The sequence below is a fragment of the Larkinella knui genome (assembly GCF_003858645.1).
In the GTDB taxonomy this organism is placed as follows: domain Bacteria; phylum Bacteroidota; class Bacteroidia; order Cytophagales; family Spirosomataceae; genus Larkinella; species Larkinella knui.
The window spans coordinates 1,127,813-1,140,088 of record NZ_RQJP01000001.1; the positions used below are offsets into that span (position 1 = coordinate 1,127,813).

The 12,276-nt window shown below is 52.8% G+C and carries 10 protein-coding genes; 2 read left to right on the forward strand and 8 right to left on the reverse strand.

Going from position 1 to position 12,276, the window contains the following annotated elements; translation table 11 throughout:
* Positions 1 to 50: 50 nt before the first annotated feature.
* On the reverse strand, positions 51 to 1,928 hold the full coding sequence (locus tag EHT87_RS04580) for a cytochrome-c peroxidase (RefSeq protein WP_229320846.1): 1,878 nt from the start codon (positions 1,926 to 1,928) through the stop codon (positions 51 to 53).
* A complete protein-coding gene (locus tag EHT87_RS04585) occupies positions 1,891 to 3,375 on the reverse strand; it encodes a PhoX family protein (RefSeq protein WP_124904302.1) in 1,485 nt (494 codons plus the stop codon). Before EHT87_RS04585 ends, EHT87_RS04580 begins: the two co-directional genes overlap by 38 nt.
* A 100-nt stretch (positions 3,376 to 3,475) precedes the next feature.
* On the opposite strand from EHT87_RS04585, the gene dprA reads away from it, so the two are divergent.
* Positions 3,476 to 4,582 carry a DNA-processing protein DprA gene (dprA, locus tag EHT87_RS04590; RefSeq protein ID WP_445477008.1) on the forward strand — a complete coding sequence of 369 codons (1,107 nt, stop codon included), beginning with the start codon at positions 3,476 to 3,478 and terminating at the stop codon, positions 4,580 to 4,582.
* Between the two features lie 82 nt (positions 4,583 to 4,664).
* Here dprA and EHT87_RS04595 read toward each other — a convergent pair whose 3' ends face one another.
* The 4 genes from EHT87_RS04595 to EHT87_RS04610 form a co-directional block, all read right to left on the reverse strand.
* Positions 4,665 to 6,245: a DUF4394 domain-containing protein gene (locus EHT87_RS04595; protein WP_124904304.1), complete on the reverse strand. Its 1,581-nt coding sequence runs from the start codon at positions 6,243 to 6,245 to the stop codon at positions 4,665 to 4,667.
* A 198-nt stretch (positions 6,246 to 6,443) separates the two neighbouring features.
* Entirely contained in the window at positions 6,444 to 7,907 is a 1,464-nt protein-coding gene (locus tag EHT87_RS04600; protein ID WP_124904306.1) for a capsule assembly Wzi family protein, read from the reverse strand.
* Positions 7,908 to 7,918: 11 nt separating this feature from the next.
* On the reverse strand, positions 7,919 to 8,545 hold the full coding sequence (pyrE, locus tag EHT87_RS04605) for an orotate phosphoribosyltransferase (protein WP_124904308.1): 627 nt from the start codon (positions 8,543 to 8,545) through the stop codon (positions 7,919 to 7,921).
* 123 nt (positions 8,546 to 8,668) lie between these two features.
* Positions 8,669 to 9,952 carry a hemolysin family protein gene (locus EHT87_RS04610; RefSeq protein ID WP_124904310.1) on the reverse strand — a complete coding sequence of 428 codons (1,284 nt, stop codon included), beginning with the start codon at positions 9,950 to 9,952 and terminating at the stop codon, positions 8,669 to 8,671.
* A gap of 146 nt (positions 9,953 to 10,098) precedes the next feature.
* Between EHT87_RS04610 and EHT87_RS04615 the strand changes: the two genes are divergently transcribed.
* The gene (locus tag EHT87_RS04615; protein WP_124904312.1) at positions 10,099 to 10,803 is read left to right on the forward strand and encodes an NUDIX hydrolase; all 705 of its coding nucleotides are present in this window, start codon (positions 10,099 to 10,101) and stop codon (positions 10,801 to 10,803) included.
* A gap of 57 nt (positions 10,804 to 10,860) precedes the next feature.
* Here EHT87_RS04615 and coaD read toward each other — a convergent pair whose 3' ends face one another.
* Together coaD and EHT87_RS04625 are read right to left on the reverse strand one after the other, a co-directional pair.
* Positions 10,861 to 11,316 carry a pantetheine-phosphate adenylyltransferase gene (coaD, locus tag EHT87_RS04620; RefSeq protein ID WP_124904314.1) on the reverse strand — a complete coding sequence of 152 codons (456 nt, stop codon included), beginning with the start codon at positions 11,314 to 11,316 and terminating at the stop codon, positions 10,861 to 10,863.
* 25 nt (positions 11,317 to 11,341) lie between these two features.
* Positions 11,342 to 12,214: a DUF3822 family protein gene (locus EHT87_RS04625; protein ID WP_124904316.1), complete on the reverse strand. Its 873-nt coding sequence runs from the start codon at positions 12,212 to 12,214 to the stop codon at positions 11,342 to 11,344.
* Between the last annotated feature and the right edge of the window lie 62 nt (positions 12,215 to 12,276).

The following is a 12,276-nucleotide window of genomic DNA, read 5'->3' on the forward strand; positions in this document are numbered from 1 at the left end:
TTTAAGACATGAATTTTCTGGTTTTTGCCTGACTGCGTAACCATCGCCAACTACGGAATGGAGTCGGTGAGCGCATTCATAAAGGCGATCAATGCCTTTTTTTCGCTGGAGGTCAGATTTAGTTTGTCGGATGGCAGAGTCTGATTGTCGAGCGCAATTCCCAACCCCTGGCCACCGCCCCGGTCATAAAATTCGATCACTTCCTCCAGCGTTTGGAACGCACCGTTGTGCATATACGGGGCCGTCCGGGCTACATTTCGAACGGACGGTGTTTTGAAGGCATAGTTGAGCGGATCGAGCGGGAAGAGGGCGTAACGACCCGGATCCGGATCGATCTGCCGGCAGTTTGGCCGAACCGGGACGCCGATGACTTCGGACTCGGTTTGGGTAAATTCCGGCGGAACCGTACCGTTGAACAGTGGCATGAAGTGGCAGGTGCCGCATTTGGCTTTTCCCATGAAAAGGTTAAAACCGAAAACTTCCTCGGCCGTCATAACCGGCTTGCCCGACGCATCCCGTTCTCCCCGCATATACCGGTCGAACCGGGCGTTGAGACGAACCAGCGAACGTTCGTAGGCGGCAAGTGCATTCTGGATGTGAATGGGTTCGATCGAATCCCGCATAGTCGGGAAGGCCCGTTTAAACCCGCTTTTATACGCGCTGTTATGCTGCAGGGTTCGGGCCGCGAATTCGAGAGAACCGTGCATTTCGTCCGTGTTCTGAATCACATCCGACGACTGGTTTTCGAGCGTATGGGACCGTAAATCGTAGAACTGACGGTTTTGCAAAGCGGCATTCAGCAGCGTAGGCGTGTTGCGCCGGACCGTTCCCCGCCCGGAAAGCGTTGCGTTTTTGGGTAAACCATCCGTGAAGGCCCGGCCCGGCTGGTGGCAGGTAGCACACGACCGTTTTCCGCCCGAAGAATCGTTGCTCGTCGACAGGAGGAGGTCGGAAAACAGCTTTTTTCCTACCAGGATTTTGGCCTCATTCGAACGCATGGCCGAAGTGGGTGCGTAGAAATCCGCATCGAAAGCGTTAGGATCGAACAGGGTTTTGGCCTCCGTTCGCAGCGCCCGAATTTCTTTAAAAGGGTGAATAGCCAGCTGTTTCTGGTAAGCCAGTAGCTGGGTTGAGAGGGGATTGGCGTAGGTGATGATGAAATGGGCGCGATCGAATGCATTGAAATCGGTTGCCTGATTCAGGTGGGCTTCGGTTTTCTGCAACAGCCGGTCAAGCTGGCTGAAACCGGGTTGGGTTCGTTCGTAAAAACTAACATACGTTCGCAAACCGGCTATCGAGGTGGCGGCTTCCGGAAGGGCCGTTTGGCAAATAGGCGTGTCGAATCCGCTGATTCCGAGCGTAAGTAGGCGAAAAATCTGCAACCGCAACAGATCGAAAACGTGCGCGTCGGTTAACTCGGTATCCTGCCAGAAATTCGCATACCGGACCAGTTCGCGCCGGAGTTTTTTGATTTCACGAACCAGACCAGAGCGTTGGTCGAGGTTAAATTCCGGAAAAATAAACGCTTCGATTACCTGCAAACCGCCGGGTTCCGAAATCCGGTTGTCCTCCGCTTCAATCTCGGGCAGGGGCGGGCCGTTCACCAGGCGGGTTGTTGCCGGAAAATAATACGCGGTAAACGGTTCCAGCTTTTTATAGGCCCGGCGGCAGGCCCGAAAGGCGGCTTTCAGTGAATCGGAATGGCGGCTATTTTCGGCCAGCGGTAAAAGTTGCTCGCTAAGAACCGCATCGAACGCGGCCAGATCCGTGGAAAATTGCCCCTTGACCCGCTGCGTTGCGGATTTGGCGACCGACGGCTGCGAGTCGAGCTGACCAAGCAGGACCACAAACAGCCAGGTCGTCCCCAGAAAAAAAGCCGGAAGCAGTGCCTTATTTCGGAACACCGCGCACAAGAACGATCTGTCCACCTTCGCCCATATTTCCAATCGCGTTATCGTAAATGTTAACGTCTTTGGTAATCGAACTCCCGTCTGCATTGACGAATTTGGTATCGCGCCAGGTGTGGGGTTGCAGATTGATTAAAAACGTATTCGATATTCCAACCACCTCCGAAATATCGGTCATGGCACCATATTCCCAGGTACTGATACCCTGGTGCCCGATCAGATTGAATTTTTTCTGAAATTCGGCATCGGAACGGCGGTGATTCATTTCCAGAAACGGTTTCAATTGTTTGGTGGCAATGCCGTATTGCCAGATTCGACCGTCGTGATCGGGCGTTGAAATCGGTGCATCGCCATCTTCGCCAATGTAAACGTAATTCTCGGTAACGCAGATGTTGTCGGGGTTGACGAGGCTCTTGCCGGGATTGGAATATCCTTCGGCAATAAACGACAATTTGCCCTTCAACGGGTCGCTGGCATCGAGTTCGAGGTGGTAGACGCGGCCCCACTGCACCCGGTCGCTGGCGAACGAACCGGTTACGGCAAAAAAAACTTCGCGCCCGTTGGCAGCACTGCCTTTCCGGTAGTCAATATCTTCGACGCGGGCAAACTGGATGGCGTTTTTCTCCAGTTGCTGAGCGGCAATCTGGGCTCCGGTAGCGGTTTTGGCGTTAGCGATCTCGACAAATTCGACGTCATACCGCTGGTCGGCCTGCATGGTTTTCTCGACCGGATCAAGGTTGGTTCGGCGCAGGGTGTAGAGTTTTCCGTTTTGCAAATCCCCCACCGTGTTGGAAACGTAGAGTGTCACCTGACCATTTCCTTCATCTTCCGACATCAAGATGACGGTTTTGTTGGGATAGGCACCTTTGGGCAGGGGAAGCGCGTTTTCGAACGATGCCTTGCCCAAAGCCGGGAGCGTCCGGCTGCTGTTTTTTTTGTCAGCCGCTCCCACCGGATCGATGGCGTGAACCCGGCCTTCGGCATCGCTCTCGCCGGCGGTCAGAAAAATCGGGCCAAAACCGTGTTCGGCCGGGGTGGCCAGCGTTGCCGAGCACAGCCGCCACAGGCCGCCTTCCGCATCGAGAAGGTATTCACCCTTGACCGGTTTGAACGTTTTATCCAGATACACCCTGGAAAGGGAGCGGATGATCTCGTGATTGGTCAGTAAAATATACCCGTCTCCCGTCGGATTCTTCAGTAAGCCCGCCCCGTCGGGCTCTCCGGCAAAAACAAAACCGGGCGATTGTTCCAGTTTATCGTCGCTGCTGATGAGTGGCAGGATTTCCAGGCTTTCAAAACCGGGCAGGGCCTTCACCAACGGGGGTGAAACGGAATGCGCTTTAAGGACCACATCCGGGTTGGTAGTGCCCGAACCGCCTTTGTCATCTTTATGACAGCCGGCCAGCGCAAGGATGGATACCGCAAAGACGAGCGACTTCGAAGAGAAAAAAAAGGGAAACGTTGACATGGCGAAAGGCATTTGCCAAATGTAACTAATTTTTATTTTGCCCCGCACCGTTACTCCGGGGTTCCCCTTACGTCTTGATAAAAACCGTTGCTGCAAGCTTGTGAACCAACCCGAATTATTCTACCAATCGGCTCTGACCGCCGTACCCGGCGTAGGCGATGTTTTGATTCGTCAATTGATGAGTTATTGTGGCTCCGCATCGGAAGTTTTCCGGTCGCCATTAGCAAAATTGAGAAAAACGCCGGGCGTTGGGGAAGTCATCGCCCGGGCCGTTCTGCATCCGGAAGTGTTGCGGGAAGCCGAGCAAATCCAGCAGCGGTGCGAAAAATTAGGGATCGAGCAGCTATTCTACACCGACAAACGCTATCCGGCCCGGTTAAAAGCGCTGTACGATTCGCCGGCGATGCTCTACTTTCAGGGAACGGCCGACCTGAATACCGCCCGAACCATTGGCATCGTCGGCACCCGGCAGGCCACCGACTACGGGCGACGCATAACCGAAGAAATCATTCAGGCGGTTCAACCGTATCAGCCGTTGATCATCAGCGGATTGGCTTATGGCATTGACATTGCCGCTCACCGGGCGAGTTTGCAGACGCATTTGCCAACCATAGGCGTAATGGCCAGCGGGGTTGATATTGTCTATCCGTATGTCCACAAAAAAACCGCGCAGGAGATGCTGGTACTCGGCGGTTTATTGACCGAAAACCGGCCCGGTATTAAACCGGATGCCCGTTTGTTTCCGGCCCGAAACCGCATCATCGCGGGCTTGAGTGATGCCATTGTGGTGGTGGAAGCGGCCACGAAAGGAGGGGCGCTCATTACGGCTGAATACGCCAACAATTACCACCGGGAAGTTTTTGCCGTGCCGGGGCATCTGAACCAGACGTTTTCGCAGGGGTGTAATAAACTCATTCGGGAAAATAAAGCCCAGATTTATACCAAACCCGAAGACTTGATCGAAGCCTTGAATTGGGATCAGCCCGCTGCCAAAACCGCATCGATCGACAAAAGCCCGCTGGCTCTGGAATTCACTGAAGAAGAAAGTCAGATTATGAGCCTGTTTCGGCAACAGCCGGAGTGGCACATCGATGAACTTAGCTGGCAGACGCAGATTCACCTGGGCAAGCTGGCGTCGCTGTTGCTGAATCTGGAATTTAAAGGAATTCTGAGGACGTTGCCAGGAAAAAAATACCAGCTGTATTAAGTACCCACGGACTTCAGTCCGTGAGAACCAGTCGCTTTCGAGTGACAGGAATCTCACGGACTGAAGTCCGTGGGTACATACACTAAAATCCTAATCCAATACAAAAACCGCGAACGGTGGTCGAAAATTGACCCATGTTCGTGAGACCGCCGTTGTTCAGATCGATCATATACAGGTTAGTGGAATTGCCCGACGTCAGCAACGCATACCCTTTGTTGCTGCGTCCGCCAATATCGAACCCGTTGGTGCCGGTGATGTCGATTCCCAGCGGACTGCCACCGACCACGGTTCCGTCGTTGGGCGGAACTTGACGGTATAGGCGGTTGGAAAAGTCATCGAGATCGTACAAAACCGTCGTCGTGGCACCCTGGAAGTTGTTCGAATAGGCAGCCGCCCGGACTGACGGTTTATCCACCGCCGTTGGTCCGTAATTGAGCGGTTTATCCACCGTCACTTCGCCGGTTACCGGATTGATGCGCAGGTTTTGTCCCGAATTGCTGATCACCCGAATCCGGTCGACGGTTGGGTTAAAGTCAAAGCCGTAGTCGCTGCCGGTCAGGGCGGGTGTAAACGCTCCCGAACCCACAACGGTCAGTTGCGCATTGGTGGTACCGGCCGGATAGCTTACGGCGTAGATGCGGCTGGACGTTCCCAGCGCGTACAGTTGCCCCGTTGCCGGTCGCATGTCGATTCCCCGAATCGTTTCGCCGGGTTGCAGGCCGGTGATGTTCCGCAACGTCGGCCCCAGATCCCAGGGATTAAAAATCAGCAGATCGTTTCCACTGACGGCGTAGGCAACCGGGTCGGTCGGAATGGCCAGCCCAATGATGGTTTTGGGACCGAGACCGCCCAGCGTTTTGATCGCACCTTTGGTTAGATCCACCCGGCCCAATTCCGATTTGCCGCCGATCTGGTAGGCCAGCAGCGCGTAATTGTTGTCGGAAGAAATATCAAAACCAGCCGTACCCGCGATGTCTTTCTCCAGCGAACCTACCTCCACCAGTGTGCCGTTGTTGGGTGGATTTTGGATATACAGCCGATCGGAAACCGGATCGATGTCGTACAGCGTTGTGTTCCGGGCTACACCTTTGCTGTTGGTGTAGGCCACCGCCGAAATCGTCGGGTTCATTCCTCCATTGATGGCGCCATCCTGGCCCCCTGGTTGCAGCAGGCCCGTATTGGGATTGAGTCGCAGATTCTGACCGGTGTTGGTAACGACGCGAATCAGGTCAACCGTCGGATTGAAGTCGAAGCCAATGGCATCTCCGCTCAGGGCGGGTGAGAAGGCATCCGTGCTCACCGCGCGGGCCGCCCCGGTTTCCTGATTGATAACGTAAATCCGGCTGGTGCTGCCCAGGCCGTAGAGTTGACCCGTCGCTGGCCGGAAGTCAATCGCCAGCATTTTTTCATTGTCCTGCAAACCCGAAATCCCGGTCGAGGAAAGATCGGCAGCGGGATTCAGCAGGCTCTTTTTGTTCAGCCGATTGTCATCCGTCAAAACAAAAAACTCGGGTTCCACTGCACTTTCGCGCCCGCTCTGGTGCCTGGCCGGGTCGGGCTTCAGCGCATTGTCCGAAGAGGTACACGCATTTAGGCCGAGCAGCAGGCCAATCACCCACGCGCTGGCGGTCAGGCGAAATTCACCGTGTTGTGTCGTACTCATGTTTCAAATTGGTTAAGAATGGTTGAATGGATGAGATAGGATATTGACAGCCATACGAATGAAGCGGGGCCTTTGGATTGCCGCGAAAAAATAATCGTAGCGTACAGAATCAGCAGAGCTGTTCAACAGCTTGGCAGGCAAGTGTTTAGCGAAGCGGGCCGGTCTGAAAAATAATCGGAGTAAAAAGGGAAAAGCGGCCTACCAGCTCTTTTTAACCGACACATAAGCGCCGGTTTGAGTCGGATATAACCCGCCCCGGTCAAGGGCAAAAGAAGCCGACAGAGCGGTATGCGAAAGCCGGGGAAGGGCGTACTGAGCGGTTAGCAAAGCCGAGAATTGTTCGAAGCGAGTGGGATACGGCTGGTTGTACGTACCGTAATTGCGGCTGAACGACGCACGGGCAGTGAGTTGAACCCGGTAGACACCACCTTCCAACCCCAGATACCAGACATTTACGCGGTTATTTGGAAAAAAACCGCCACCGGTATAGCTGTTGACTTTAGCCGTAAAATCGGTGCGCGGGGCAATGAAGGGGGTCCCGATGGTGCGGCCATAATACGACCAGCCTTCCCGGTATTGTCCGTGGTTAAAATAATTATCGGCACCCTGGTATTGAGCCGTTTGGTCAAAAACCGATCCGCTTTGACTGGTCATGGGCAGCCATTCCACAACGGCGGCATTCCACCGGAATCGCGAAGCGGAAACGCTGGTTTTATTCCGCAAACGAAGGCCCCATAAACCGTCCGGGAAATTGAGAAAAACGATTCCACTGACATCTTCGTAAAAATGCTGGTAATAAAGCAGTGCGTTCAGCCGGGAGGTTGTCCATTCGAACCCGAAATCAATGGAACCAATGTGGTTCCCGATCCGGTTTTCGCCGTCGAATGCGGTATGTTGCCGGTTGACGAGATCTTTTGGATACCGCCCTAAAATGAGACTGAGGTAGTCCTGAAACGAAGAGGGTAATTTGCCATCGACGGCATAAATACTGCCCACCAAATAATCGGCGTGGCCACCCCATTGCACCTGGTGGTTCATCCCGGCATACAGTTTGACCTTCCAGTGCGGTTTTCCAAACCGGCCATACAGGTATTTCTGATGCAGATAAGCGCCTTTGATATAGGGCGCATTGAACCAGCCGTGGGCGTAGCCCAGTCGGAAAGCGACACTATTTTTCAGAAAACCGATCGGGACGAAATCCGGCGTGTGTATCTGAATTTTGGGGATGGGCAGGGCATTGGCCGACCAGGCCACAAAACCGGAGGTCAGCGTCGTGTCGCCGATACCGTATACTTCGCGCCGTCGCCCGCCCCAGAGTTCGAATTTGCCAAAACGGACTTTGGCATACCCTTCCGGCAGTAGAAACTGGCTGGTTTTGCCCGCATTTACGACGGCATAACCGCCCGCTCCCCAGTCCAACCGGTGTTTTTTTGCTGAATCCGGATCGGATCGGTAATCGCGCTTCAGGCTGCCCCGCAACGTGCCGAAAGGGCCCTGCAAAGGCACAATACCGTATTGATTGGTGCGGAGCCAGAACGGAGTTTGGCGGGTAGACGCCCCCATTGCGCCCAATTCCAGATCGGCCTGAATCGGGTGAGGAGATTGTGCCCAGGTGGTGGCCATCAGCAGCCCGCTGAGTGCCAAACTACAAAGCCGCTTCATCGGCCGTTACGCTAATTGTTCCATTCGGCCGGATTTTGGCGCCAGGCCGAAAGCGAATCCATGGCGTCTGCGGCAATGTAGTTCAAATCACGGGCTTCGCCGACCAGCGTTTCATAATTGCTCAGGCAAATCAGTTTGACGTTTTTATCCGCAAAATTCTGCGTTGCTACCGGAAAACCGTACGTGAAAATGGCCGCCATACCCAGCACCTCAGCGCCGACTGCCCGCAGCACATCGACCACTTTGAGCGAACTTCCGCCGGTCGAAATCAAATCTTCAATCACTACTACGCGTTGCCCATCTTCCAGACGACCTTCGATCTGATTGCCCATGCCGTGCTTTTTAGGTTCGGGCCGAACATACAGGAATGGCAGGTTCAGGGCGTCGGCCACGAGCGCACCTTGCGCAATTCCGGCCGTGGCAACCCCTGCAATGGCCTGGACGTCGGGAAATTCTTTTTGAATCGCCCCGGCTAACGCATTTCGGATGTAAGTCCGGGCTTCGGGATAGGAAAGCGTAAGCCGGTTATCGCAATAGATGGGTGATTTCCAGCCTGAACTCCACGTAAAAGGGTCTTCCGGCCGTAATCGAACGGCCTTCACTTCCAACAGCAATCGGGCAACCTGGTTTGCAATCATGTAGCAATAAATGATGGATGATGAACGATGAATGATGGATGCGTACGATCAAGGAGCCATTCGGGGTATGAAATGCGACAGCCCATTCATCGTTCATCATCCATCATTCATCCTTATTTTTACTTACTCTTCAACCCGTTTCGTAACCAGAATTTTGTCGATCCGACTTTTGTCCATATCGATAATTTCAAACTGGTAATCCTGCCAGGAAAATGTCTCCCCGGTTTTCGGAATATCTTTGATAATCTGCAGGGCAAAGCCGCCCAGCGTGTCAAAACCGGTCATTTCGCGTCGGTTCTGGATAACGATGTCAAAGTAATCCAGAAAATCATCGAAGGGAATCTGGGCGTCGATGAGGTAACTGCCGTCGCCACGATCCACGATTTCGAACTCGAATTCGTTGGTGTCTGAAATGTCGCCCACCAGTGCATCAACAATGTCATTGAGCGTGACCATGCCCAAAACGCCACCGTATTCGTCGACGATGATGCCCACGTACTGCCGGCGTTCGCGAAAGCGTTCCAGCACCTGGTAGGCCATATTGCTTTCGGGAATGTAGAGAATATCGCGTTTGAGTTCTTCCAGCCGGGTGAGCTGGTCATCGAGGTCTTTTCCCAGAAAATCCTTGCTGTGAATGAGGCCGATCATTTCATCGACGCCCCCCTTGCAGAGCGGATAGTGGGAATGGCGGTGTTCGATAATGTACTGGCGGTTTTCTTCAACGGTAGCTTCCAGGTCCAGAAAAACCATTTCCTGCCGATTGGTCATCAGGGAGGTGATCCGTCGGTCGCCGAGTTGAAAAACGTTCTGTACGATTTCCTGTTCAATTTCCTCAATAACGCCCCCGGAGGTGCCTTCCTGAATCAGACTTTTAATCTCATCTTCCGTCACCGCACTGGAATTGGGTTTGATGTTCAGGATTTTGATGATCAAATCGCTGGAAAAACCGAGCAGGCTGATGAATGGCGACGTAATGCGGGAGAGCATATTCATGGGACCCGCCATAAATTTGGCAATTCCCTCCGGATTGGACAGACCGATTCGTTTGGGAACCAGCTCGCCCAGAACGAGCGAAAGGTAGGTGATCAGGATCACCGTCAGCGTCACGGCAATGCTATTGGCGTAGGGCTGCAGGAGAGGAAACTGCGAAACGAAGCCCGAAATCTGGTCCGTCAGGCTGTCGCCACTGAAAATACCGGTTAAAATACCGATCAGGGTAATACCGATCTGAACGGTTGCCAGAAAACGGTTGGGTGATTCGGCCAGTTTTAGAGCCTCTTCGGCCCGGCGGTCGCCATTTCGGGCGTCGGTTTCGAGTCGGGCTTTGCGGGAGGACACAAGCGCAATCTCCGATAAAGAGAAAACACCGTTCAAAATCACTAAAAAAAGAATTATTGCAAGTTCCACACGGGGGAAAGTTGGCGTTCTGCAAAAATAGTGGATTTAGTTTCTCTTCAAAGATGAATGGTTTATCTAAATTTGTTTTCTAATTCGCGCTATTCGGCACGTCGACGATTCGACGGGTAAATTCATCCAGCAGTTCAACTACCCTGATGACCATTTTTATTGATGACCGACCCATTCATTTGAAGGGTTCCAAGAAGGCAGCAAAATTGCAGGACGCTGCGCTGGATAATCACGTGGACTATGACCGGATTATCGACGCCCGTCTCGATGGGTTGAAACTGGGCATGCTGAAAGGGCATTTACTGGTGCTCAACGCAACCCCCATCACCATTGAAAAACTGGTCACTTTGCTCAATAACTACGAAATGGGCGAATTGAGCTCGGTAACGATGGTGGCCGTCGACAAGACCGCCGTTGAAGACAAGTTCAAGAGTATGTACAAGATTGTGAAAGCGGCCGGGGGAGTGGTGTTCAAAGAAGACAAAATGTTGCTGATTTTCCGCCGGGGCAAGTGGGATTTACCGAAAGGGAAACTGGATGGCGATGAATCGTCCCGGGTGGCCGCGCTCCGCGAAGTAGAAGAAGAAACCGGCGTGGTGGCCGCTCTGGAAAACCGGATCTGCACGACCTGGCATACCTATACGATCAACGGCAGCCGAATTCTGAAAAAGACGAAATGGTACCACATGAATTGCATCGACGATGTCCGGATGAAACCACAAACGGACGAAGACATCGAGCGGCTTGAGTGGATGGACCAGAAACAAACGGCCTTGGCCCTGACCAACTCGTTCAGCTCGATCCGCTTTGTGATCGAAACCGTAAATGAAGAATTAAGAATGAAGAGTTAAGAGTTAAAAGTGAAGAGTTAAAAGTTATCCGCCTGGTCTTTAATTTTTAACTCTTCACTACTTAAGCTTGTATGGCAGGAACTCGTCGATGTTTTTTGAATACCGGTGCAATTCCCGGATGATGCTCGAACTGATGGGAGCGAGGTGGGGCGAAGTGATCAGGAAGACGGTTTCAACGTCTTCGTAAACGTACCGGTTGACCTGGGAAATGCTGTTTTCGTATTCAAAATCCGTTGTGTTGCGCAGCCCCCTAAGCAAAAACCGGGCGCCCAGATCGCGGGCGACGTTGGCGGTCAGATCGTCATAACTCACCACTTTTACCGCCGGATAACTGGCAAATGTTTTCTCGATCAGGCCAACCATCATTTCCAGCGGAAAATACCGCTGTTTGCTGGCGTTGCGGCCAATGCCGATAACGATTTCATCGAACAACCGAAGGCCCCGCAAAACAATGTCTTCATGCCCCTTCGTAAAAGGGTCGAAGGAGCCGGGGAAAAGCGCAATTCGTTTCATAAAGGTTTGAGGAAGAAAGACATGATCACTCGATCAGCGTGTTCCCGTACAGGCTGAAATAGCGGTGTTCCGGCAAATCATCGAATGCGGGCGTCAATTGCAGTTCCGTGGGAGTTGAGCCAAAGGAAATGTGCGGTAAAAACCGTTCGAGTGACGCGTAGTTTTCGGCAAAAGGGGTGATCTCGCCGTACAAAACGACCTGCAACTCCTTCGGTTCCGTCTTGAGCTCGTTGATGACGTACAGGATGTAGTATACCAGGTCGGTGGCGTTTTTATAGGCAAACCGGTTGCAAAACATAAATTGCCCCCCTTTGCGAAAAATAACCGTAACCGATTCTCCTTCAAAGTTCAGGGATAGTTTTTGGTCGGAGTTTAAGACCGAATCCGTCAGGGAAGTAGCCTGAATAAGGGTGCTCGACTGATGAACCAGGGTGATTTGCTGCAGCGGATAGGTCGCCGAAAGCCAGTCGGTCAGGGCATTGTCGATGCTGAAAACCGCGTGAAAATCATCTTTTTTATGAGCGTGGGCCAGCGCATGTTCCGACGTAGAAAGCGGATTGCCACGCATCAGCTGAAGATACTGGGCCGCGTATTCTTTCCGAAACAGGCTGGACGGAACAAGGGTGAAAGACGGCGAATTGACCGACACATGAATGGTTTTCCAGTACGACGACTGAAGGATCGGATGATTCTGGTAAATGGTTCGTAATGAGGGCAATAGAGGGTTTTCGGTCAGCAAGGTCGGAAATATATAATCTTCCAGCCAGAAGCACTGCCGAACTCCGGGTTCGACCACGCAAAACCGGAAACGGTCGTTGCCCATTTCCAGGCAGAGCTGATAGGAGTCGGTCATCGAAACATCAAAGGAATCTTCCCGAATGGCGACGGTTGGGGTCACAGTAGCAATGTTCTCGATACGCACAAAAGTAAATTATTGATGGAGTACAGTGGGAAGTGATC

Coding starts and splice junctions, on each gene's coding strand:
- EHT87_RS04615 (WP_124904312.1), top strand. CDS start 10,099: ATGACCATTTTTATTGATGACCGACCCATTCATTTGAAGGGTTCCAAG.
- EHT87_RS04585 (WP_124904302.1), bottom strand. CDS start 3,375: ATGTCAACGTTTCCCTTTTTTTTCTCTTCGAAGTCGCTCGTCTTTGCG.
- EHT87_RS04600 (WP_124904306.1), bottom strand. CDS start 7,907: ATGAAGCGGCTTTGTAGTTTGGCACTCAGCGGGCTGCTGATGGCCACC.
- pyrE (WP_124904308.1), bottom strand. CDS start 8,545: ATGATTGCAAACCAGGTTGCCCGATTGCTGTTGGAAGTGAAGGCCGTT.
- EHT87_RS04595 (WP_124904304.1), bottom strand. CDS start 6,245: ATGAGTACGACACAACACGGTGAATTTCGCCTGACCGCCAGCGCGTGG.
- coaD (WP_124904314.1), bottom strand. CDS start 11,316: ATGAAACGAATTGCGCTTTTCCCCGGCTCCTTCGACCCTTTTACGAAG.